General features: G+C 65.3%; 18 protein-coding genes. 12 read left to right on the forward strand and 6 right to left on the reverse strand.

The window, feature by feature from the left end; genetic code table 11:
- The coding region (locus tag RWX45_RS03270) for a diacylglycerol/lipid kinase family protein (protein ID WP_316022350.1) at positions 1–937 on the reverse strand (937 nt) is incomplete at its 3' end.
- 277 nt (positions 938–1,214) lie between these two features.
- On the reverse strand, positions 1,215–2,153 hold the full coding sequence (locus tag RWX45_RS03275) for a hydrogen peroxide-inducible genes activator (protein ID WP_316022351.1): 939 nt from the start codon (positions 2,151–2,153) through the stop codon (positions 1,215–1,217).
- 199 nt (positions 2,154–2,352) lie between these two features.
- Here RWX45_RS03275 and serS point away from each other — a divergent pair, with 199 nt between their 5' ends.
- The 10 genes from serS to RWX45_RS03325 all read left to right on the forward strand — a co-directional run bounded on the left by serS (position 2,353) and on the right by RWX45_RS03325 (position 12,693).
- A complete protein-coding gene (gene serS, locus RWX45_RS03280; RefSeq protein WP_316022352.1) occupies positions 2,353–3,627 on the forward strand; it encodes a serine--tRNA ligase in 1,275 nt (424 codons plus the stop codon).
- Between the two features lie 53 nt (positions 3,628–3,680).
- A complete protein-coding gene (locus RWX45_RS03285) occupies positions 3,681–4,688 on the forward strand; it encodes an HAD family hydrolase (RefSeq protein ID WP_316022353.1) in 1,008 nt (335 codons plus the stop codon).
- Positions 4,685–6,379 (forward strand): ABC transporter substrate-binding protein, encoded by a 1,695-nt coding sequence (locus RWX45_RS03290; protein WP_316022354.1) that lies wholly within the window; start codon positions 4,685–4,687, stop codon positions 6,377–6,379. The genes RWX45_RS03285 and RWX45_RS03290 overlap by 4 nt, the downstream gene beginning before the upstream one ends.
- Positions 6,380–6,536: 157 nt before the next feature.
- The gene (locus RWX45_RS03295; protein ID WP_316022355.1) at positions 6,537–6,995 is read left to right on the forward strand and encodes a hypothetical protein; all 459 of its coding nucleotides are present in this window, start codon (positions 6,537–6,539) and stop codon (positions 6,993–6,995) included.
- Between the two features lie 29 nt (positions 6,996–7,024).
- Entirely contained in the window at positions 7,025–9,199 is a 2,175-nt protein-coding gene (locus RWX45_RS03300) for a DUF6571 family protein (RefSeq protein WP_316022356.1), read from the forward strand.
- A gap of 139 nt (positions 9,200–9,338) precedes the next feature.
- Positions 9,339–9,899: a hypothetical protein gene (locus tag RWX45_RS03305; RefSeq protein ID WP_316022357.1), complete on the forward strand. Its 561-nt coding sequence runs from the start codon at positions 9,339–9,341 to the stop codon at positions 9,897–9,899.
- Between the two features lie 187 nt (positions 9,900–10,086).
- On the forward strand, positions 10,087–10,632 hold the full coding sequence (locus RWX45_RS03310; protein ID WP_316022358.1) for a hypothetical protein: 546 nt from the start codon (positions 10,087–10,089) through the stop codon (positions 10,630–10,632).
- A gap of 141 nt (positions 10,633–10,773) precedes the next feature.
- Entirely contained in the window at positions 10,774–11,688 is a 915-nt protein-coding gene (locus RWX45_RS03315; protein ID WP_316022359.1) for a hypothetical protein, read from the forward strand.
- Positions 11,689–11,866: 178 nt separating this feature from the next.
- A complete protein-coding gene (locus RWX45_RS03320) occupies positions 11,867–12,439 on the forward strand; it encodes a hypothetical protein (RefSeq protein WP_316022360.1) in 573 nt (190 codons plus the stop codon).
- Positions 12,440–12,456: 17 nt separating this feature from the next.
- Complete coding sequence (locus RWX45_RS03325) at positions 12,457–12,693, forward strand: hypothetical protein (RefSeq protein ID WP_316022361.1); 237 nt, start codon at positions 12,457–12,459, stop codon at positions 12,691–12,693.
- A 75-nt stretch (positions 12,694–12,768) separates the two neighbouring features.
- On the opposite strand, the gene RWX45_RS03330 is transcribed toward RWX45_RS03325, so the two are convergent.
- Genes RWX45_RS03330 through RWX45_RS03340 form a run of 3 tightly spaced genes read right to left on the reverse strand, consistent with a single transcriptional unit; the run spans position 12,769 to position 16,456 of the window.
- Positions 12,769–13,863, reverse strand: a complete 1,095-nt coding sequence (locus RWX45_RS03330; protein WP_316022362.1) for a DUF6571 family protein — start codon at positions 13,861–13,863, stop codon at positions 12,769–12,771.
- 46 nt (positions 13,864–13,909) lie between these two features.
- Positions 13,910–16,006, reverse strand: a complete 2,097-nt coding sequence (locus RWX45_RS03335; protein WP_316022363.1) for a DUF6571 family protein — start codon at positions 16,004–16,006, stop codon at positions 13,910–13,912.
- A 48-nt stretch (positions 16,007–16,054) separates the two neighbouring features.
- Complete coding sequence (locus RWX45_RS03340; RefSeq protein WP_316022364.1) at positions 16,055–16,456, reverse strand: hypothetical protein; 402 nt, start codon at positions 16,454–16,456, stop codon at positions 16,055–16,057.
- 535 nt (positions 16,457–16,991) lie between these two features.
- Here RWX45_RS03340 and RWX45_RS03345 point away from each other — a divergent pair.
- Positions 16,992–17,690 carry a hypothetical protein gene (locus tag RWX45_RS03345; protein WP_316022365.1) on the forward strand — a complete coding sequence of 233 codons (699 nt, stop codon included), beginning with the start codon at positions 16,992–16,994 and terminating at the stop codon, positions 17,688–17,690.
- 222 nt (positions 17,691–17,912) lie between these two features.
- Positions 17,913–18,749, forward strand: a complete 837-nt coding sequence (locus RWX45_RS03350) for a hypothetical protein (protein ID WP_316022366.1) — start codon at positions 17,913–17,915, stop codon at positions 18,747–18,749.
- Positions 18,750–18,866: 117 nt separating this feature from the next.
- Here RWX45_RS03350 and RWX45_RS03355 read toward each other — a convergent pair whose 3' ends face one another.
- Positions 18,867–21,944: an alpha-mannosidase gene (locus RWX45_RS03355; RefSeq protein ID WP_316022367.1), complete on the reverse strand. Its 3,078-nt coding sequence runs from the start codon at positions 21,942–21,944 to the stop codon at positions 18,867–18,869.
- Between the last annotated feature and the right edge of the window lie 22 nt (positions 21,945–21,966).

A 21,966-nucleotide genomic window follows, 5' to 3' on the forward strand; every position in this document is an offset into this window, starting at 1 on the left:
GGGTGTGGGCCGTCAGTCGCTCGGTGCGCACAGGGCGTGCCGTCGGCGTCGATGCCGCCCGGGTCCCGCCTGCGTTCGGGCCGCCGGTCACCGCCGGACCTGCGCCGGCCGGTGGACGTGCATCCGCTGCTGAACTCCCGCCCGGGCTCGGCTCGTCGCCGACCGCCGACCTAGCGCCGGTTGAGGGCCCGGGCACGCCGGACTCACCAAGCACCGCGTCTCCACTGGGGACACCTACTGCGCGGCTGGCGGCCGCGTCGCCGTCGTCACTGCTGTCGTTGATACCGAGCACCAGGTCCATGCGGCGTTGGCGCAGGTTCTCCAGCGCCGCGATCCCGTAGGCGCCCCAGCTCAAGTGTCGTTTGAGAACCGGATCGGTGGAGGCAACCAGGCCTGCGTCGAAGCCGATGCCGGCCACCACCAGACAGGGGTGCTCGGTCCCGAGCGCTGGACGCGCCCACCCGAGCGGCGGCTCGGCGATGACGGCGTCATCCTCGGCGTCTGACAGGGGGCCGGTATGCTCCGCCGGTTCGGTGCGCACCCAGATGAGGTCGGTCGGCACCGCTCGTCCGTGCGCGGCGATCCGCGCCAGCTCGGCGTAGCGGCGCAGCGGCAGGCCGAGGTTCCGCGCGGCCAGATTGGCGGTGCCCAGCGGAATGATCCCCATATCGGTGCCGGTTCCGGCCAGCCCGGCGGCAACGGAGCGCACCGTTCCGTCCCCGCCGGCGGCAATGACGAGGTCGGCTCCGGAGGCGACGGCCAGACGGGCCTGGGTGGCGCCGGTCTCCCGTGCCGTGGTCTCCAGCCAGACGGGTGCTCGGTAGCCCGCTGCTTCCAAGGCATCGGCGATCGCCTGGCGCACAGCACGCGTGGCGGCCGCCTTGACGGGGTTGATGACGACGGCGGCGATGGGCGCGGAGGCGGTGCCGACGGTCATGCCCTCAAGGCTACTGGTGCACCCGTGCCAGGGTGAGCGTCCCGTTGCTGCTCGGTGCCCCTGTTGGTGGCGTGCTTGCGCCGGACGGTCGACCCACCCAGTGACCGCGGGTGTCCATCGGTCGCGACTTTTGCGGCCCGCCGTCTCCGCTGCAGGTTAACGATGCCCGTGATAGCGCGGATAACCGGTTGCTCGTTCGGACGGTCGGCGGGCGCCAAGGACAATAGTTGCGACCAATGGTCACTTTTCATTCCCTGGTGTCGGGCTGCCCCAGGCGTCAGGCCTCGGGTTGGGCGGGTGCGGCCATGGGCAGTCCCGCCTGCCGGGCGAGGTTGGTGATGACCCCGGCGAGCCGGGCGAAGTCGGCGCCGCGTGAGGAGGAGCTGCGGTGCACCATGCCGATGTGTCGGGTCGGCACCGGATCGGCGAAGCGGGCGACGGCGTACTCCTCCCCGCTGAGCATGCGCAGGGCGCCCTCGGGGATCACGGTGACGCCGACGCCGTGGGCCACCATGCGCACCACCGTGGACAGGGTGGTGGCGACGGCGGCCGGCGGGTTGACGCCGTAGCGCTGGCACAGGGCCAGGGTCTGGTCGCGTAGGCAGTTGTCCTCGTCCAGCAGGAGCAGCTGTTGCTCGTCGAGCTCGCGGGGGACGACGTCGTCCCGGCCGGCCCAGGGGTGGGCGGCGGGCACGAGGACGACCAAGGGCTCGTCGTACATGGGGATTGCCGTGGCGTGGTGCAAGTCGACGTCGATGGTCATGATGGCGGCATCAAGGCGCCCCTGGGCGAGCATGTCCAGCAGGTCCCCGGTGACCATTTCACGCAGCTCGGGTTGCAGCGGCGGCAGCTCCTGGTCGAGGCGGTCGAGCACGACCGGCACCAGGTAGGGAGCAATGGTGGGGATGATCCCCAGGCGCAGGGCGCCGGCTAGGGCCGCCCCCTGGTTGGTGACTGCTTCGTTGAAGGCCTCCGCCGCCAGGACGGCCTCACGCGCATAGGGCAGGAGGGCTTCACCCAGCGGAGTGACCAGGACGCGCCTCGTGGTGCGTTCGACGAGCTCGCCGTCGACCCGCTTCTCCAGGGCGGTGATCGCCTGCGACAGGCTGGGCTGACTCACGCCGAGGGCGGTCGCCGCCTCGCCGAAGTGCCGGTGATCGCACAGCGCGACGAAGGCTCTCAGCTGGGAGAACGAGGGGGGAGAGGTGCTGGGCATGAGGGGTCCTGAATCCGTAGGAACGGTCCGGTCGGGCGGGCCGGGAATAGTCGTGAGGTCGGCTTATTAATCTTGACTCTAGATCAGGTCGGAATGAATCTCACTGCTTTTGGTGCCGCGATGTTCTTGGGGAAGCGCCCGGGGCGGTGGTGCCGGGAGCCTGTCGGCACTTCGTCCGCTCCTAGCTACACTCGCACCCATGATCGATCTGCGTGCGCTTCGTGAGAACCCCGAGCCCTTCCGTGACAGCCAGCGTGCCCGTGGGGCCGACGTCGCCCTCGTTGACCGCATTATCGAGGCCGATGAGGCCCGCCGCACCAGCCTCGCCGCCTTTGAATCCCTGCGCGCCGAGCAGAAGACGGTCTCCCGGTCGGTGGGCAAGGCGTCCACCCCCGAGGAGCGTGAGGCCGCCCTGCGCGGGGCCAAGGAGCTGGCGGGGAAGGTACGTGAGGCGGAGGCCGCCTCCCATGCCGCCGCGGCCACGCTCGATGAGCTCTCCGCCCAGTTCCAGAACCTCATTGAGGGTGCTCCCTCCGGTGGTGAGGAGGACTACGTGGTCCTGCGGCACGAGGGGCCCCAGCCCCGCGACTTCGCCGCCGAGGGCTTCACCCCCGCCGACCACCTGGCGCTGGGCGAGGGCCTGGACATCATTGACACTCGTCGCGGTGCCAAGGTGTCCGGGGCGCGCTTCTACTACCTCAAGGGCTGGGGCATGCGCCTGGAGCTGGCGCTCATGACCGCCGCCCTGGACAAGGCCGTCGAGCACGGGTTCATTCCCATGGCCACCCCCACCCTCGTCACCCCGCAGATCATGGGCGGCACCGGCTTCCTCGGCGCCCACAGTGACGAGATCTACTACCTGCCCACCGACGATCTGTACCTGACCGGCACCTCCGAGGTGGCACTGGCCGGCTACCACACCGATGAGATCCTCGACCTGTCCGCCGGCCCCAAGCGCTACCTGGGCTGGTCCACCTGCTACCGGCGCGAGGCCGGCGCCGCAGGGAAGGACACCCGCGGCATCATCCGCGTCCACCAGTTCAACAAGGCGGAGATGTTCGCCTACTGCCGCCCGGAGGACGCCGCGCAGGAGCACCAGCGGCTGCTGGCCATGGAGGAGGAGATGCTCGCCCTGGTGGGGCTGCCCTACCGGGTCATCGACACCGCCGCCGGGGACCTCGGCTCCTCGGCTGCCCGCAAGTTCGACTGCGAGGCCTGGCTGCCCACCCAGAACCGGTGGATGGAGGTCACCTCCACCTCCAACTGCACCACCTTCCAGGCGCGCCGCCTGTCCATCCGGGAGCGCCGCGACGGCAAGACCGCCCCGGTGGCCACCCTCAACGGGACGCTCGCCACCACCCGCTGGATGGTCGCGATCCTGGAGAACCAGCAGCGTGCGGACGGAAGCGTCGTCGTCCCCGAGGGCCTGCGCCCCTACCTGGGTGGCCTTGAGGTCATCGAGCCTGTGGCCTGACCCCATGCGTTTCGATACCGCACGCCCCGCCCGCGCCCGACTGGCAGGTTGACATGTCCCCGAGGAACGACGACGTCGCCCCCCTGGTCGGTTCGGCCGCCTGGAACTCGCAGACGGTCGGCACCTACCGTCCCGGTGACGACCGCGTGCTGTCTCACGACGCCTACCACGCGCTCGTGCGTGCCCGTATGGCCGACCTCGACCGTCTGGACGCCATCGGCGCGGACGGGCGGGCGAATCTGCTCCCCGATGAGCGGCTGGTCGTCGCCCTTGACGTCGACGGCACCATTCTCGACCTGGACGGCCGCGTCTCCGAACGCGTCATGGCCTCCATCGCCCGCATGCGCCACCACGGCGTTCAGGTGGTCATCGCCACCGGGCGCGGCATCAGCGCCGCCCTGCCGGTGGCCCGCCACCTGGGACTCACCGATGGATGGATGGTATGCGCCAATGGTGCCATCACCCTGCGCATGGACCCGGTCTTCCCGGGCGGCTACGAGATCGTCGATTCGCGCACCTTCAACCCCTCCACCGCCATCGACGCCCTGCTCGACGCGGTTCCCGACGGGATCATTGCGGTGGAGGACCTGGGCGCCGGCTTCCGCGTCTCGAGGCCCTTCCCCGACGGCGAACTTATGGAGACCCAGACGGTTGTCTCCCTGGAGGAGCTGCGCCGGGGCGAGGTCACCCGGGTGGTGCTGCGCGCACCGGGCATGCCGGTGGATGAGTTCAGCGCCGTCGTCGGGCGAGCCAATCTGCATTCGGTCGAGTACGCGGTCGGCTGGACGGCCTGGCTCGACGTCGCCCCGCAGGGCATCACCAAGGCCTCCGCACTTGAGGCGCTGGTGACCCGGATCGGCACCGATGCCGCCCACGCCATCGCCGTGGGGGACGGCACCAACGATGTGGAGATGCTGCGCTGGGCGGGAGCCGGGGCCGTCATGGGTTCGGCGCCGCAGTGGGTCAAGGAGCAGGGCGACATCGTGACCGAGACCGTATGGCACGATGGCTGTGCGGCCGTGCTGGACGCAATCGTGGAGAGGACTCGGACAAGCTCATGAAACGGTCGCGGACCACCCTGCGGCGCACCGCCGCCCGCCTCGCTCCCGCCACGGCGTCGCTCCTGCTGCTCGCCGGCTCTCTTGCCGCCTGCTCGGCCGACGACGCCCCGGGCCCCACCGCCTCGGGTGCGGATCCCTGCGCCTCCCTGGCGGCCTACGGAGAGTTCCCCGAGGGGACGACGGTCACCATTGCCACCGCCTTCACCGGCACCGAGGCGGAGCGCTTCGACGCCTCCCTGGAGCAGTTCGAGCAGTGCACCGGCATTGACGTGGTTCAGGATGGCTCGGACGGGCTGGAGGTGCTGCTGCGTCGCATACTCGACGGCTCCGGGGCGGACTCCACGGCGGCAGCGGACGAGCAGGCGGAAGAATCCGCGAACTCCTCCCTGCCGGATCTTGCCGTCGTTCCCCAGCCGGGGCTGGTGGCGGACCTGGCGCGCTCGGGCGCGCTTGCGGCCCTGCCCGACCCGGTGGGCGCCAACGTTGAGCTCGGCTGGGACCGTTCCTGGATGGATGTCGGCTCGGTGGATGGTGTTCTGTACGCCGCCCCGATCATGGCCTCGGTCAAGTCCTTCGTGTGGTACTCGCCGGTGGCCTTCGCGCAGGCCGGCTACGAGGTTCCCACCACGTGGGAGGAGCTGGTGGAGCTCACCGAGCGGATCGTCGCCGACAACGCCGGCGAGGCTACCGGTGATGGTGAGAGCGACGCCGCTGCCGAGACCGCGGGAGGCCCTACCCCCTGGTGCTTGGGCATCTCCGACGGCGACTCCACCGGGTGGCCCATGAGCGACTGGCTGGAGGAGACCCTGCTCGCCACCGCCGGCGTCGGCGCCTACGACGCCTGGACCAGCCACGGCGTCGCCCTGGATGATGCCTCGGCCGTCACTGCACTGGACACCGTTGGTAAGCTGCTGCTCGCCGACGGGCGCGTGCCCGGCGGCGGGGAGCAGGCCGCGACGACCACCGTGGAGGCGGCCGGCGAGCAGCTCGTCGCTGGCTCGTGTCTCATGCTTCACGCTTCCTCCAACTACGAGAACCTGCTGCCCGCCGACACCGATATCGTCGCCGTTGATGCGGCTGCCGCCGAGCACAGCGGAACCGGCAGCGCCACGGCCGCCGACGCCGCGAGCGACGGTGCCACCGATGACACGGCGTCGTCCACCGCGACTAGTGCGGCGGGTGAGGACGGCCAGAGCGAGGACGATGCGGCGGAGGCCGGGCAGTCCCAGGCCACGGCGAGCACCGGTGGGGTCGTCTCGGCGTTCCTCATTCCGGGGGCCAGCGGTGATGAAGCCGGATCTCCCGTCATCGTCGGCGGGGACTTCCTGGTGTCGCTGGCGGCCACCTCGTCTCAGTCGGGAGACGTTGGTGACGTGCCGGAGGAACCGGATGCCGCGGAGGCCGTCATGACTTATCTGACGAGCGCCGAGTGGGCCCAGACGCGGGTCGAGCTCGGTGGGATGGCCACTGCCCATCGCGGCGTGGACGCTTCCGACATGAGCTCGGACGTCGCCAGGCGGGCCACCCTGCTGTTGCAGTCGCGCCAGTCCGTCATCCGATTCGACGCCTCGGATTCGATGCCCTCGGATGTGGGTACGGACGTGCTGTGGGGCGCGCTCACCACGTGGACCACCGGCGAGCTGGACTCCAAGGAGGCTCTGGCGGAGGCCGAAGCTGCCTGGCCGCGGTGAGTTCCCTCATCTGGGTCCACTACTCAACGCCTCCCGAACCAGTTGAGATGTGATAACTTCTCGGAGTCAGGCATGCTCTGTAGCGCCGTCCCCCGGCGCGCGCGGAGCGTCAACAGGCATCCGGGCCCTGGCCCGAGGAAGGCGACCTGGCCTGCCCATGTCTCTGCCCCGCGACTTTGATGACGATGACTCGTTCCCCGGTTCTCCGCTGTTCACGGATACGCCATTCGGCCTCGCACTCGACGAGGACTCCGGCATGGTGGATAACTTGAAGAAGCAGGCCATCGAAACGGTCAAGAACCGTGTCGAGAGCGCGCAGGGCGTGCTCGCTGCCAACCCATCCACCTCGCCGCTGGCCAAGGCGATCAGCGCGGACGCGACCGGCTTCCAGTCCTCATCGGTGTTGCCCGCGGCTGGTCTGAGCGCATTCAGCGGTCGGTTGGCCGAGGTGTGGTCGTCGCCCTTGGCTGATGAGATTGGCACCAGTATTGATACGTCCGTCACCGCGATACGCGACCTCATGGACGATATCTACGAGAAGGCGTCCAACGCCTACTGGCGCGAGGAGGACAAGGTTTCCAGGGACAGCGACGAGGCCGATCCCAAGTGGAAATGAACCGGTGTTACGCGCATTCCCGCGTTTCAGTGCGCGCGGCATCGGCCGGCGGTGGGAGTCGAGGCGACGATGATGCCGAGACCGAGCGCTCGGAGCTGTACAACCTGAGCGCCAGTTGGGATGAGGAGCCGGTGGAGGGTGTTGAGGAGATGCTCTCCGGTGGTGTTCCCTATGCGCCCGGACATGCCACGACGTCTTCGTCGAGTGCCTTCTCTGCGTTCGCCGGTACCTCCACGACCATGTCGGACGCGATAGGTGGCCTTCAGCAGATCGTCGACGATCTGCAAACCCGCCTGGACGAGGCGATCGCCATGAACGACAGCGGCATCACCTTCGGTTCCACCGATGGTACCGTCTGCTACTACCTGCCCGACGGGGTGGAGGACACGGTCGCCAACGTCAAGGCCTACAACAGCCAGTCGCTCGGGGATGGGGCGAAGGACGCGGAGGCGTTGCAGCAGGCGCGTGGCAGTAGGGATGGGGTGTCTGAGGATGGCCGCACCGTGGAGCAGATTCTGGATGAGATGGCCAAGCACCAGGATGTGCCCGCGTACGGGGCGGCGGTCGTGCAGGCATTCGGGGGCGTGGATGGCTACCTGGACAACCTGCTGGAGCTGCAGTGGAAGTACAACACCATAGATAGGGACGGCGTCCTTCATGTGGACCACGAGGGCCTTGACGGGGCCGTGAATGTGCTGGGGCGCGTGCTGGCGTCGGCAACCCGGTCCGGCATGGTGCCCGAGGGCTTCGCTTCTTGGTCGGATGCGATGTATGAGTCGGTGACCGTCAAGGGGCATCGTGGGCGGATGTTGGCGCTCAATGCACTGCTGGCCGCAGACGACGCCGTCTACGAGACGGCCACGCTCGTGGATCTGGCCGATCGTTTGGAGGACCTGCCCTTCGACGGCGCCGCGGCCAGTTCCACCCCGGATTCGTACCGTGGCTGGTACGACGACGACTACGGCGTGCTCTATGACGAGGGCAAGGCACTGCGGGACTATTCGATGGATCCCCTGTACGGGGTGACGATGGCCATGGGCAACAACCCCCAGGCCGCGTTCCGGTACCTGAACCCGGATGGTGAGATGAGTAGGGGGCAGTGGGTGCCGGGGGAGCAGACCGAGGCCCGATGGAAGCTACTGACCGGGCGTGAGTGGGACAGTGAGGTTGGCCTAGACGGGTTCACTGCCGCCATGGCCGGCGTTTCCGCAATGCGTGGCAGCGGGGACGACGAGACGGCGGCCGCAGCGACCTGGAGCGTGGCCAGGTCAATGGAGTTCGCCTACGACCTGCCCTTCGAGAACTACACGGAGGCCATGAAGGAGAACCTGTCCGTGGTTCTCGCCAACACCGCCGAGGAAGGCGTTGACGTCGCGAACGGCGGCTACCCCAATGGCCTGGGCCTGTACAGGGATGATGACAGCAAGACCGACGACGACGACAGGAACCTGTACACCACCCTGATCTACCGCCTCATTGACAACGAGAACGCCGCTGCCACCATCTCCTCAGCCTTCGCCAACGCCGCCATGGCTGAGTATCCCACTGTCACGACGCGGGAACAGCTGGAGGCAAAGTACCGGGAAGTTGGGACCGTGTGCGGCTACCTGAACGCGATCAGCAGTGAACGCCTGACGGATCTTAAGAAGGCCTCAACGGCCGAGCGTAAGGCGGCGGAGGAGGCGATGGGAACGATGTTCACAGTGATGACCACGGTTGTGGGTGCTGGGGTGAGCGGTCCAGGGGCCAAACTGGCATGGGATGTGGGTAAGACTGTCGCTAAGCCGATTATGGTCGACCAACTCACACCCGACGACCTTCCCGACGTCGATGTCCCCGATGCCGGCTCTCCTTCCTCGCTGGAGTCGCAGGCCTACGCCGAGGCGGTCAATCAGGGACTGATCACCGAACCGGAGGCCTTCAATCCTGAATACCTCCAAGACGACTCCGGCCAGCCACATTCCTGGTGCACCATCAACCCCGACGGCACCGCCACCTTCAACCTCGACAACCCACCAACCAGCGAACAGGACGTCCACATCCACAGTTGGGCCAACGACATCGGCCCCGAACACGATCCGGAAGACGTACTCGGAAACGCGGATCGTGGCATCAACACGGGTGTCGGCAAGGGACAGCGTCTGGTCCAGGGCAGTGACGGTGAAGGAGGTAAAGACGGTGATATCACGATCAAGAGGGACTAGAGGGTCTGGCTGCGTTCCTGGAAGCCGGTCCCGGTGGTGGTGCGTTTATGCCGCAGCCGCCGTCTGCTTGTCTGGGTCTGTGGCGGCGTGTGGGTTTATTGGTGGTTCGGGTGACCCTACCCCGTCGCCGGATATTCCGTTGGCGGATGAGACGATCTGCGGTGTTTTCCCCAACCAGGATCTCCAGGAGACCCTTGGCTTCGATACCTACTGGTATGACTACATCACCGGCCCTACAGAGGATGTGAAAACTGGGGAGTCTGGTTACAGCTACCGATGTGATATGGACTCCGACAGCGCCCCCTTCGGGCTGCTCGAGGTCAGCTACGGGATTGACTCTATGTTGCATCCGAATACCGGTAAGCCGTTGGAGTTCGATGAGATTCCCGTTGAGTATTCCGATACTGCCCGGGAGGTCAGTTTTGAGGGTGTGGAGGGTGAGGGCTGGGCGTGGACCGACAGTGTTGAGATCTATGTGGCGTGGCGGTACGACGAGACCCAGACGCTTCTGGCTCGTCTGACTTACTGGGGGCCGCCGGAGGATTTGGATGAGCAGGTGGAGAAGTTCCATATCGTCCTTGAACCTGCCCTGGCTCAGATCCCGGAGTTGGCCTCCGCAACTCCCACCCACGTGACTGTTCCCTCGCCCACGCCCAGACCCTCGCCTAATGCTGAGGAGGCTAGCTTGGATGACGACTGATTCACTTACTGTCTGCCAAACATTGTTAAGGAGAATTTCTATGATGCGACTGTCAAACCGCGTGTCTCGTCCGCGCCGGCCAATAGTTGGTTTGCTGGCGCTACTTGTGGCGTGTGGGCCGTTGGTGGCGTGTTCGTCGGAGTCGGACGACAACCCCCTGGGTGTTCCTACTTATGATCCGGAGGCGATGGCGTCGGCGGAGGCCTCGGAGTCGGCTGCTGCGGCCCAGGCGTCGGCGTCTGCTGCGGCTTCGGCGGAAGCTGCGGGTGTGGTGACGGCGGAGTCGCTGTCCACCGACCGCTATGTGGTGACGTCGATCCCGGAGGATCTGGATGAGCAGCAGACGGAGGTGCTCAAGGCCTTCATCAACTACGACCAGGTGACTTGGAACATCTGGTTCACCCGTACTGGAGTCGAGAACGCCAAACCACTTATGACGACCGAGGAGTATCGGGTCCTCAAGGGTGGGTACGATCAGCTGGGAGATGGGCATACCGACGGAACGGTCAGGATTTCGGTCAACCAAGTTTTTGCCTTCGAACCCATGACAGCGCAGATCCTCATTTGTGGTGACCACTCGGATCTCGTTGCCTACGATGCGGATGGGAATGACATCAGCAACCCGGAGACGCTCCAGGGTCGCTATGAGACTCTCATCACCATGGTCTACGAGGAAGGAACATGGAAGGAATCGGAAGAAGTGATCTTGTCGACCAACGAGTGCACGGTGTGAGCAATGAAGTTCATAAGTAGACGGTTCTTTGTGATTCTTGTTTTACTGTTCTCGCTCGTCGCTTCGTTTGGAATTGCTCCGAACGTTTGGGCTCAAGTACTTCAAGACGCTCCTGTTGATTCTGGTTTGTCGTCTGGTTCGGTGTCTGAGGGTTCTGATGGTTCGGTGACGGTGTCGGTGTCGGTGTCTGCGGAGTTCACGTCGGCGGCGGTGGATGGTTCTAGTTCGTCTGGTTCGGGTGGTGCTACGACCTCGTCGCAGTCGGTGGCTGTGTCGGTGCGTCCGGTGTGCTGGTACAAGCAGTTGCGTTCGGGTGCGGATACGGCCGAGATGATCGAGGACACCAGCGATCCGGGTCTGACTGAGTCGCTTGGAAAGACATTCGACGGCTATGAGCAGTACGCCGATGATGCCGATGGGTACTGGTATCGACCGACGTGCGATTACCGGTACTTTCAGGGAACCGATCCCGGGGAGTACGACACTTTCGCCCGCCAGTGGCTGGACGGCAAGACTCCCGTGTATGTGCCTGCTGGGCAGGCGGCCCCCGAGCCGGAGGTGGATGGGGAGACGTTGGCGCGGGCGGCGTGGGATGCGGTCACTATCCCTGCGGCGACGATTGGTTATAACCCCACGGTGGGGGAGTCGCGGGCGACGATTGTGGGGATGGATACCTGGATCTGGGCTACCGGCGACACGCCATCTCAGGCGACGGTGACCGCTACCGCGGGTTCGACGACCGCCACTGTTACGGCGACGGCCAGTGGGTTGGATCTGGAGCCGACGGATGGTGAGGTTTTCTGCACGGGGTTCGGGATCCCGTGGACTGAGCAGAATGATCGGGTGGGTACGGACTGTGTCATCGTGTTTGATCGGTCCTCGGCTCACCTGGAGGGCTCGGTGACTCCGGTGGAGGTCGGTGTGGACTACGCGGCGAGTTTCACGGCCACCGACGGGGCTACTGGTTATCTGGGTACTCATACGACGGAGGCGACTACGACGATCCCGGTGGCGGAGATCCAGGTCCTCAACACCCGCCCCACCAAACAACCCTGACAACCCGCCCCGGGGCGGGTTGGGCTGTTGGTCTTGGAAGGAGTCTTTGAACATGTATCCCTCGTACGTGAAGTTGGCTGGTCGGTCTGGTGGTCGTCTGGTGGCCACTCTTGCGGCGCTGCTTGTGGCGTGTGGGCCGTTGGTGGCGTGTTTGTCGGGTTCGGATGAGACGTCGGGTGTGCCGACGTTTGATCTGGAGGCGATGGCGTCGGCTCATGCTTCGGAGTCGGCTGCTGCGGCTGAGGCTTCGGCGTCTGCCGCGGCTTCTGCGGAGGCGGCCGGGGTGGTGACCGCGGAGTCGCTGTCCACGGATCGCTACGAGGTGACCTCCATCCCCGAGGACCTGGATGAGCAGCAGACCGAGGTGCTCAAGGCCTTCATCAACTACGACCAGGTCACCTGGAACATCTGGTTCACCGGCACCGGCGTCGAGAAAGCCGAACCACTCATGACCGCGGAAACCTACCAGAACCTCAAAGACAGCTACGAGCAGGTCAAAGGTGAAACCGTGGAAGGCAATCTGCGAGTGTCCGTCACCGCAGTATTTGCGCATGATGCGACCAGGGCTCAGGTGCTTATCTGTGACGACCAGTCCGACTTGGTTTCGTATGACGCCTCGGGGCAGGACAATTCAGACCCGGAGACTCTACAGGGACGCTACGAGGTGCTCATCACCATGACCTACGAAGATGGAACCTGGAAGGAATCTGAAGAAAAGCGGCTCTCCGCTAACGAATGCGTGGTCGGCTAATGAAGTCATCAAGATGGTTGTCCGTCATCGTTGTTTCGTTCCTTCTCCTGGGCGGTTCGTCATCGGCGTGGGCCAACGAGGTCAAGGGAATGGAAGTGGGTTCGTCGTCGGGTTCTGTGGTGTCGGGTGGGGATGGTTCGGTGACGGTGTCGGTGTCGGCGGAGTTTGTGTCGGCTGCTGATGGTGGGTCGGGGTCGGGCGGTGAAGTGGTCTCGTCGCAGGTGGCGAACGTGGACGTGCATGAGGCGCGCTAGTTTGAACCGTACGGTCCGAGTGAAGAGCCGGCGGATTACGGGACTGGCATATCTAGGAAGTGATATCGGGAGGGTTCATTTGATGATCTTCGCGCCCTGGCCCTGTTCGTAGCCTGTGGTGCTATTGACCATTTCGGAGTTGATGCGTCTCATGGTGGGGTCGCCGGATAGTCTGTCCCAGGTCATGTATTCCTGGGCTGCTTGGGGTGTCATGGGGTCGGGGGCGGTGATGGTGGGTTGTCCGTCGGTTTCGGTGTAGAAGGAGAAGGGTTGGCCGTTGTTGCCGGTGGCGGCGGCCTCCATGGCGGTGTCGGAGAGCAGTCCGTACTGTGCGGCATCAACATAGGCCTGGGCGCGCAACACCGTTTTGATGTCGGCCACGTCTATAGTGTCCGGGGTGTTGTCGTCTGCGCGTAGTTCGGCGATGCCGTCAAGGTAGCCCATGGTCATCGCCGCGTTCTTATACAGCCCAAGCAGGGTGGCTTCGGGGTCTGTGGCTGTGGGCATGGTGGAGTCGACTTGGTTGTGGTGGTACTGGAGCAGGGTGGAGGTGAGGGTGTCGGCGGCGTTCTGGTTGTCGATGACGCGGTAGAGCAGGGTTTCGAACTGTGAGTCGGTGACCAGACCGGACAGGCCGTAGCGCTGATTGACCTCCAGGGATCCGCCGTTGGCCAGGCCGGCGAGTTCCTCGGGGTTGTTGGCCAGTAGGGTGGCGAGGTTGTGCTTCATGGTGTTGGTGTAGTTCTTGAGGGGTACCTGGCCGACGGTGAACTCCATTGATTTGGCGACGATCCAGGTGGCGGCTGCTGTGGTTTCGTCGTCTTGGCCGGTGCGCATGGTCGAGACGGCGGCCATGGCGGCGGTGAGTTCTTCCAGGCCGCTGGAGTTCCAGTTGCCTTCTTCGAGCGACTTCCACCGTTCTTGGGTCTGCTGCCCGGGGGCCCACTGTCCGTCGGGGCTGACCTGTCCGTCGGGGCTGAGGTAGTCCAAGGCGGCCTGAGTGTTGGCCTGGTTGCTGGTGGTGGTGCCTGGGTCAAAACCGGGAATGTCCAGGTCGTTTCCGAAATACTGTGCGCAGCCCGCCAGGGGCGCGCATGCCAGTAGTAGTGTCAGCAGGGCGGTTGCCAGGCGGCGCCCGGGGCGGGGCGTGCTGGTTCCGGATCGCATCATAAGAAAGCTCCTCATCAGGCCGACACGGTGCCGCGAGCCCATATCATCACTTGATGATCTTCGCGCCCTGGCCCTGTTCGTAGCCTGTGGTGCTATTGACCATTTCGGAGTTGATGCGTCTCATGGTGGGGTCGCCGGATAGTCTGTCCCAGGTCATGTATTCCTGGGCTGCTTGGGGTGTCATGGGGTCGGGGGCGGTGATGGTGGGTTGTCCGTCGGTTTCGGTGTAGAAGGAGAAGGGTTGGCCGTTGTTGCCGGTGGCGGCGGCCTCCATGGCGGTGTCGGAGAGCAGTCCGTACTGTGCGGCATCAACATAGGCCTGGGCGCGCAACACCGTTTTGATGTCGGCCACGTCTATAGTGTCCGGGGTATCCCAGTCCTCGGTTAGTTGGTCAACGATGATGGGTTTGGCGACGGTGGAGCCGGTGCTGTAGAGCAGCGGACCGGCGACCGCGAAGCCGGTTCCCCCGGTCATGGCGCTGACTCCGGTGCCCAGAACAGTGGAGAACACGCTCAATGCGGTTCCCATATTGGACTTGGCATTGGCCTGTGCGGCGCTGTCGTCGCCCGCACGCAGTTCGGCAGTGCCGTCAAGGTAGCCCATGGTCATCGCCGCGTTCTGATACTCACGGAGTAAAGTCTCTCCAGGGTCCGTGGCCGTGGGCATGCTGGAGTCGATTTGACTGTGGTGGTACTGGCCCATTGCCGCGGCCAGGGTCCCGGCGGCGTTCTCGTCGTCAATGACGCGGTACAGCAGGGTCTCGAACTCCGCGTCGCTGACCAGACCGGACAGGCCATAGCGCTGATCGACCTCCAGGGACCCGCCGTTGGCCAGGCCGGCGAGTTCCTCAGGGCTATTGCCGAGTAGGACGGCGAGGTTCTGCTTCATGGTTGAGGTGAAGTCGTGGTCCTCGACGTCATTGACGAAGAAGGGGATGGCCTGCGCGGTCATCCAGGTGGCACGCTCGGCGGCATGGGCAGGTACATTCGGGTCGCCGTCGGCGCCCCGGTAAACGGAGGCCGCCGCCGTCGCCGCGCTCAACCCATCCAAGCCGGAACCAGCGTGGTAGTCCCAGTCACGGTTGCTGAGCATCTCCCAACGTTTCTCGATCTCGGCGTCGTTGGTGCCGTCGCTGGTGAGATAATTCAAGGCAGCCTCTGAATTAGAGCCCATCGCCGTCAACACGCCGGCCAGCGGATCCGCGGTATAGAACTCGCCGTTCGCGAATGCTGGAGGTCCGGAGAAGGGGACCGAGGCGGGATCGATGTCCTCAAGATCGTCTGCGAGTGCGCCAAGGAACCCTGTACCGTACGCGGTATCCGGCACTGACAACAGGGCATTGAGTGCTGTCATCGGAGATCCGAGCTGCCGCTGGTTGGTATCCGGATTTACGGCGTTGGCGAAACCGGCGGCAAGGTCGGCTCCGCCGACTTGGTCCTGGCTGGCGGCGGCAAGTATGTGAGAAAGAGTTGTCAGTGACTTGGTGAACTGTTCGCCACCATCGTCTCCGTCATAGCTCACTTTGTAGTGGCCGTCCAGGGCGTAGACGAGTTGCAAGTATTCTTCGGCAGTATACTGGCCAGTGAAGGAAGCCCCATAGGCGGGGATGTCTTGGTGCTTGGCCATCTCGTTGAGGATCTGCTCGACCGTACGGCCATCCTCGGCGGTTCCGCCTAAGCTGGCGAGCGCCTGATCAAGTGCAGCGGCGTCGGCCTTGGCCGCTTCTGCCGCGCCGGTGTTGTAGGCGTGGACATTGGCGGCTGTGTCCATGGTGCGCCAGTAGGCGGCTTCGTCGGTGGTGCCCGGTGGAGGATCGGGCAGGTAGTAGCTCAGGGTGCCGTCGGGGTTAGCAATGGTGATGCCGGATTCGTTGATGTCGATGGCTTCCTGGCGGCGGGAGCGCAGCTGGTACGCCAGCTCGCGCAGTCTGACGACGTTTGCCGATATGGTTGTGTTTCCGGGTGCGGGATTGAACGCGTCAGGAAGAGACTCGGTGTCGGTGACGACCGACTCCACCGGGTCGTGGTGGTACTCGCTGCTACGACGTATTGCGCGGCGGGCGCTGTCGGCCGCGCTGGCGTAATCGTTGACGTTGTTGATCACGGTTTGCATGGCGTCGGTGTCGATTTTGATGTAGGCCATGGTTTCGCTCCTAGTCTCCGGGTCTTTCGGGTTGGGTTGGGAGCGGCGTCAGGTGTTGGGCCATTTGGCCTGTTCGGAGTCGGAGGGAACCTGGTCTTGTCCGGCGTTGTAGATGGTGTTCTCCGCGTCCGTGAGGTCGGTGACGATCTGTGAAATCGCTTCCTCCGCTCCGGTCTGGGCCGAATCGATCGCTGTGCGGTAGTCGTCAGCCACCGGTGAGGTCCACACGTCCTCGGACAGGCCCAACGACTGTGGTATTGCCAGGGATCCGGTTATCCGGACTCCACCCTCGGTTGTTGGGGGTGGAGTCCACTCGGCCAGTCCGCTTTGCGACCTGGTTGCCTGTTCCTTGACGTTCTGGATCGCCTCCAGTTTGGGGTTGTCCACCAAGTCAGTGCCGGCATCGTCGCTGGCGTCTCCGGTGTCGTAGTAGTAGGGGGTGGACGACATGGGGGGACCTCGGCTTTTCACTGGCGGCGGTCCAGGAAGGGGACAAGCGCCTAGGGTTACAACTCGGTCAATCTACCCCAGCCGTCACGTTCCTGTCACAACCGAGCCGGCAAGTGCCCAGCGGCTGGGCGCAGCCCGGCGCGCCTGTAGCCATCTCATTCCGGGTCTGCGGGGTGCGGTGTGGGTCTGGACGCTCGTCGGGTGAATCGAGGCTCTACCTCCAGGTCAGGGCCCGGACGATCTGACAGGTACCGTGTGTGGACGGGGTACGTGATGCGCGGGATGTGTTCGGCATCTCGAACCCGCCATGTCTCCATCGCGCCCGGAAACTGATGTGTTGGCGACAACTCTCGGGTGGCTATGGACGTTGGTCAAAGGGAGACGTGGGTGCTCGCTGGCCTGCGTGTTCCCGATAGGGGCTTGTCAGGATGGGCAAAAGAGTGGGAGCCTAGGTTACGCTATGGTGACGGTGTTGTTGCCGTCTGATTTGCGCGGCTGCCCCGTAACCGCGTGTTCTCGATTTTGGAGGTTGTGGATGATGTGCTCTCGTGCTCGTTGCGACGTCGGCGCGTGGCTACGGCTTTTGCCCGCCGTTGCGGCGGTGCTGTTGTTAGGGTGTGCGCCGTTGGTGGCGTGCTCATCGGGCCCTGACGACGCCAGCGGCATCCCCACCTATGATCCGGAGGCTGCGGCGTCGGCTCATGCTTCGGAGTCTGCTGCTGCGGCTGAGGCGTCGGCGTCTGCTGCGGCTTCTGCGGAGGCGGCTGGGGTGGTGACGGCGGAGTCGCTGTCCACCGACCGTTATGAGGTCACGTCCATCCCCGAGGACCTGGATGAGCGGCAGACCGAGGTGCTCAAGGCCTTCATCAACTACGACCAGGTCACCTGGAACATCTGGTTCACCGGCACCGGTGTCGAGAACGCCGAGTCACTCATGACCGCGGACGCATACCAGATACTCAAGAACAACTACGAACCTGCCGCAGGTGAGACTGTCAGCGGTGTCGTGCGCGTAGCGGTCATCAACGTATTTGCGCTGTCTGATTATCAAGCGCAGGTAGTGGTTTGCGAGGACCAGACAAACTTGATTGGCTATGATTCCTCGGGGCAGCAAAGCGATGACCAGAGCTCATTGCAGGTGCGTCACGAGCTCCTAATCACATTTGTAAACGAAGCTGGGGCTTGGAAAGACTACGAAGAGTCCACATTGTCCACCAACGAATGTACGGTGTGAGATATGAAGTTCAATGAGCAGAGGGTCGTTGCGCTGCTGGCCGCCCTGGTTATGGCGGTTTGCGCGTTCTCTACTACTGTCACTGCCGATGCGTACCAGGCGAAGCGAGATACTTCTGGTTCGGTGTCTGAGGGTTCTGATGGTTCGGTGTCGGTGTCGGTGTCGGTGTCTGCGGAGTTTGTGTCGGCCGCAGATGGCGGGTCGGGGTCGGTAGGCGCGTCCGTGTCCTCACAGACTGTGACTGCCGCAGTGCATCCGGTGTGCTGGTTCGAGCAGTACAAGACGGGCGCCGAGATTGCCGAGTGGTTTGAGTCCGGGCGGGCTGAGAAGGAGGCGAATACCTATGGCGGTTGGGGTGATCCGACCTCGATCGTCGAGGGCATGTACCCCGACTATGAGTCATATGCCGAAGACACTGAGGGGTACTGGTACACGCCGTGGTGCGATTATGACTACTACACGGGGGTTGATCCGATGGGCTTCCAGGAACTGTCGGGGGACTTCTACGCCAGCAACGGTCCGGTGTATGTGCCCGCGGGTCAGGCGGCCCCCGAGCCGGAGGTGGATGGGGAGACGTTGGCGCGGGCGGCGTGGGATGCGGTGACGATTCCGTCGGCGACGATTGGTTATAACCCGACGGTGGGGGAGTCGCGGGCGACGATTGTGGGGATGGATACGTGGATCTGGGCTACCGGCGACACGCCATCTCAGGCGACGGTGACCGCTACCGCGGGTTCGACCACTGCGACGGTTATTGCGACGGCCAGTGGGTTGGATCTGGATCCGACGGATGGTGAGGTTTTCTGCACGGGGTTCGGGATCCCGTGGACTGAGCAGAATGATCGTGTGGGTACGGACTGTGTCATCGTGTTTGATCGCTCCTCGGCTCATTTGGAGGGGTCGGTGACTCCGGTGGAGGTCGGTGTGGACTACGCGGCGAGTTTCACGGCCACCGATGGTGCTACCGGCTACCTGGGCACCCACACCACGGAGACGACCACGACGATCCCCGTGGCAGAGATCCAGGCCCTCAACACAAGACCAACCAAACAACGCTGAGGCTTGTGGATTCGGCCGCGGGGAGGTGCCGGGCGGGCCGAGGACAGCGGTGGTGAAGCGGGGACCCCCCCTTCACCACCGCGCCTCGCGGCCCTGCCGTCGTGTGCCTCAATGCCGTCACGCCCGTGCGATCCGCAGCGTGAGGATCTGGAAGGGACGCAGCTCGAAGGCAGTGGTCAGGCCGCCGGGCCGTTGGTCCACGGAGTCCTCGGCCGCGGAGGCGGGCGTCGGCGTGGTGCGCAGCTTGACGTCGCCCACCGGCCGCTCCAGCAGATCGGTGGCAACCACCTTCGCGGCGGCGAAGCCGGTGGTCAGCGTGCCATGGGTGCGGGCGCCGAGCGACTCGTACAGGCGCACGATGACGTCCCCGCTGCGGTCCTCGGCCAACTTGACCGCCTCGACCACCACGCCCTTGCCGGCGGCCGACACCAACGGCGCAACCTCGCGAGCACCGGAGACGACCCGCGCGGGCAGGTTGAAGGCGTAGCCCTCCCGCACGGCGTCGTCGACGTCGGCGCCCGGACGCAGCGCCACCCGGAAGGCGTGGTGGCCCTGGTCGGCCTCCGGGTCGGGGAACAGGGGGGCGCGCAGCAGTGACAGTCGCACCGTCGTGACCGGGTGGCCGGCGGTGTCCAGATCGCGGGTGACGTCGTGTCCGTAGGTGGAGTCGTTGAGCACCGCCACCCCGTAGCCCGCCTCGGCCACATGAATCCACCGGTGGGCGCAGATTTCGTAGCGGGCAGCGTCCCAGGAGGTGTTGCGGTGCGTGGGGCGCTGGACGTGCCCGAACTGCATCTCCGAGGTGGACACATCCGCCATGAGGTCCAGGGGGAAGGCGAGCTTGAGCAGTTGTTGGCGCTCGTGCCAGTCGATATCGAAGTCGAAGACAATTTGCTTAGAGCCCGGCTGCACCCGGATCTGCTCGGTCAGGGTGGAGGACCGCCCGACCCTGCGGACCACCCGCACGACGGCGTCTGCACCCTCGCGGGTGACGCCGAGTTCCTGCGCATTGACGACGTCGCTGACCGTATTGCGGTACTCGGCGTCGATATCCCAGGCGTCCCACTGGCGCGGGACGTCCCGGTGGAGCTGGAGCAGTCCGGCGCGGCTTCCCGCGGGGAGCAGCTCGCGGTCCGCCTGCAGATCGACCAGTGAGGTGAGGGCGGCGGCATCATCGAGGGTCAGTCGGATCAAGCCGTTGTCGAGGATGGTGCTGCCAGCGGTCTGCTCAATGGTGACCGCCCCGACTGCGGACCGGGGCGGGGCGGCGCCGAGGGACGGTACACCCTCCCGCTCCGCGGGGGCCGCGTTGAGCAGCAGCGGGGTATCACCGGGGCCGACGAGCGCCGCGGTGGCGGTCGCGATGACCCCCTCGAGCACGCGCGAGACGTCGGCGTACTCGGCCTCGGTGCGCTGGTACACCCAACCGATGGATGAGCCCGGCAGGATGTCGTGGAATTGATTGCGCAGCACGGTGCGCCAGGCATCCTTGAGCGTCGCGTAGGGGTAGGGGGCCTCCTCCCGGACTGCCGCGGTGGTCGCCCACAGTTCGGCCTCCCGCAGCAGATGCTCGCTGCGGCGATTGCCCTGCTTGGTGCGCAGCTGGGAAGTGTAGGTGCCGCGGTGGAACTCCAGGTACATCTCCCCGTTCCACACCGGCAGGTGGGTGCCGGCTTCGGCCTCGGCCTCGACGCGCTGGAAGAACGTGTTGGGGCTGCCCAGCTCAACGGTGGGTGCTCCCTCAAGATCCTCCATGCGGTGGGCGGCCGCCAGCATCTCCCGGGTCGGGCCGCCGCCGCCGTCGCCGTAGCCGAAGGGCACGATCGACGACGCCGAGATGCCCTTCTCCGCGAAGTTCGCCTCCGCATGACGCAACTCGGCGACAGATAGCCGGGAATTGTAGGTGTCCACCGGCGGGAAGTGCGCCAGCACCCGGGACCCGTCGATGCCCTCCCAGTAGAAGGTGTGATGCGGCATGGCGTCGGTGTCGTTCCAGGACAGCTTCTGGGACAAGAACCAGTCCGAGCCGGAGGCCCGGGCGATCTGGGGCAGGCTGCCGGTGTAGCCGAAGGAGTCCGGCAGCCACACGTCACGGGTCTCTACCCCGAACTCGTTGAGGAAGAACGACTTGCCCTCAATGAACTGGCGGGCCAGCGCCTCCGAGCCGGGCATATTCGTATCGGATTCGAGCCACATACCCCCCACGGGCACGAACCTGCCCTCCGCCACGCGTTGCCGGATGCGCTCGAACAGCTCGGGCTGAGCCTCCTTGACCCACTGGTACTGCTGGGCGGAGGAGCAGGCGAAGACAAAGTCCGGGTCCTGATCCATGAGATCGAGCACGCTGGAGAAGGTCCGCACGCATTTGCGCACCGTCTCGCGCACCGGCCACAGCCAGGCCGAGTCAATATGGGCGTGCCCGACGGCGAGCACATGGTGAGCGCTGGCATTCGCCGGGGAGGCCAGCACCTGCGCCAGCTCCGCCCGCGCCGCGGGAGTACCGGCGGCAATATCGCGTGGGTCGAGGCAGTCGACGGCTCGCTCCAGGGCGGTGTCAATCCGGGCACGGCGGGTGGAATCCGCGGGCAGCTGCGCCGCCAGTTCCAGCAGGACGGTGAGGTCCTGGGCCAGCTCCCAGATCGCGTCGTCGCGCAGGGCGACATCGACGCGGCCCAGGCGGTAGAGCGGCTCGGCCCCCGCCGTCTCCTTGTATCCGTACGGGGTCGGGGAGAAGTTGAAACCGCCGGCGACGTCGGGGTTCGAGGCGGCCTCCACATAGACGTCGATGGCGTCGGATTCGGTGTCCCAACGCGCCGTCTGATTGCGCGGAGAGATCGCCTTCATCGTCGACCCGTCGCGGCGCAGCAGCAGGCCCTCGGCCTGGAAACCGGGCTGGGTGGCGGTGAAACCCAGGTCGATGACCAGCTCGACGCCGACGCCCTCCTGGCAGCGCCACGCCGTCGGCACGGTGCCCGTGACGTGGAACCAGGTGGTACCCCAGGGCGGTCCCCAGACAGCGCCCGGGGCGATGGGGGAGAAGTCCTGGGCTGCGGCGTCGGCGAAGGGAACCGGCTCATCCGGGACCTGCCAGGACGTCAGTTCCAGGGGGATGCGCTCGCGGTGGATGGCCGGCAGCACGTGCTCGCGCAGCATGCGCTCGGCACGCTGCTCGGTGAGCAGAGGGTTGGTGTGCATGGTGGAAGCTCTTTCTGGAGTG

The organism is Actinomyces sp. MRS3W (genome assembly GCF_032465695.1).
In the GTDB taxonomy this organism is placed as follows: Bacteria; Actinomycetota; Actinomycetes; order Actinomycetales; family Actinomycetaceae; genus Actinomyces.

Bases quoted from the DNA above. Each gene is read 5' to 3' on its own strand.
- RWX45_RS03275 (WP_316022351.1), bottom strand. From the start codon at position 2,153: ATGCCCAGCACCTCTCCCCCCTCGTTCTCCCAGCTGAGAGCCTTCGTC.
- serS (WP_316022352.1), top strand. From the start codon at position 2,353: ATGATCGATCTGCGTGCGCTTCGTGAGAACCCCGAGCCCTTCCGTGAC.
- RWX45_RS03285 (WP_316022353.1), top strand. From the start codon at position 3,681: ATGTCCCCGAGGAACGACGACGTCGCCCCCCTGGTCGGTTCGGCCGCC.
- RWX45_RS03290 (WP_316022354.1), top strand. From the start codon at position 4,685: ATGAAACGGTCGCGGACCACCCTGCGGCGCACCGCCGCCCGCCTCGCT.
- RWX45_RS03295 (WP_316022355.1), top strand. From the start codon at position 6,537: ATGTCTCTGCCCCGCGACTTTGATGACGATGACTCGTTCCCCGGTTCT.
- RWX45_RS03310 (WP_316022358.1), top strand. From the start codon at position 10,087: ATGGCGTCGGCGGAGGCCTCGGAGTCGGCTGCTGCGGCCCAGGCGTCG.
- RWX45_RS03330 (WP_316022362.1), bottom strand. From the start codon at position 13,863: ATGATGCGATCCGGAACCAGCACGCCCCGCCCCGGGCGCCGCCTGGCA.
- RWX45_RS03335 (WP_316022363.1), bottom strand. From the start codon at position 16,006: ATGGCCTACATCAAAATCGACACCGACGCCATGCAAACCGTGATCAAC.
- RWX45_RS03340 (WP_316022364.1), bottom strand. From the start codon at position 16,456: ATGTCGTCCACCCCCTACTACTACGACACCGGAGACGCCAGCGACGAT.
- RWX45_RS03345 (WP_316022365.1), top strand. From the start codon at position 16,992: ATGATGTGCTCTCGTGCTCGTTGCGACGTCGGCGCGTGGCTACGGCTT.
- RWX45_RS03355 (WP_316022367.1), bottom strand. From the start codon at position 21,944: ATGCACACCAACCCTCTGCTCACCGAGCAGCGTGCCGAGCGCATGCTG.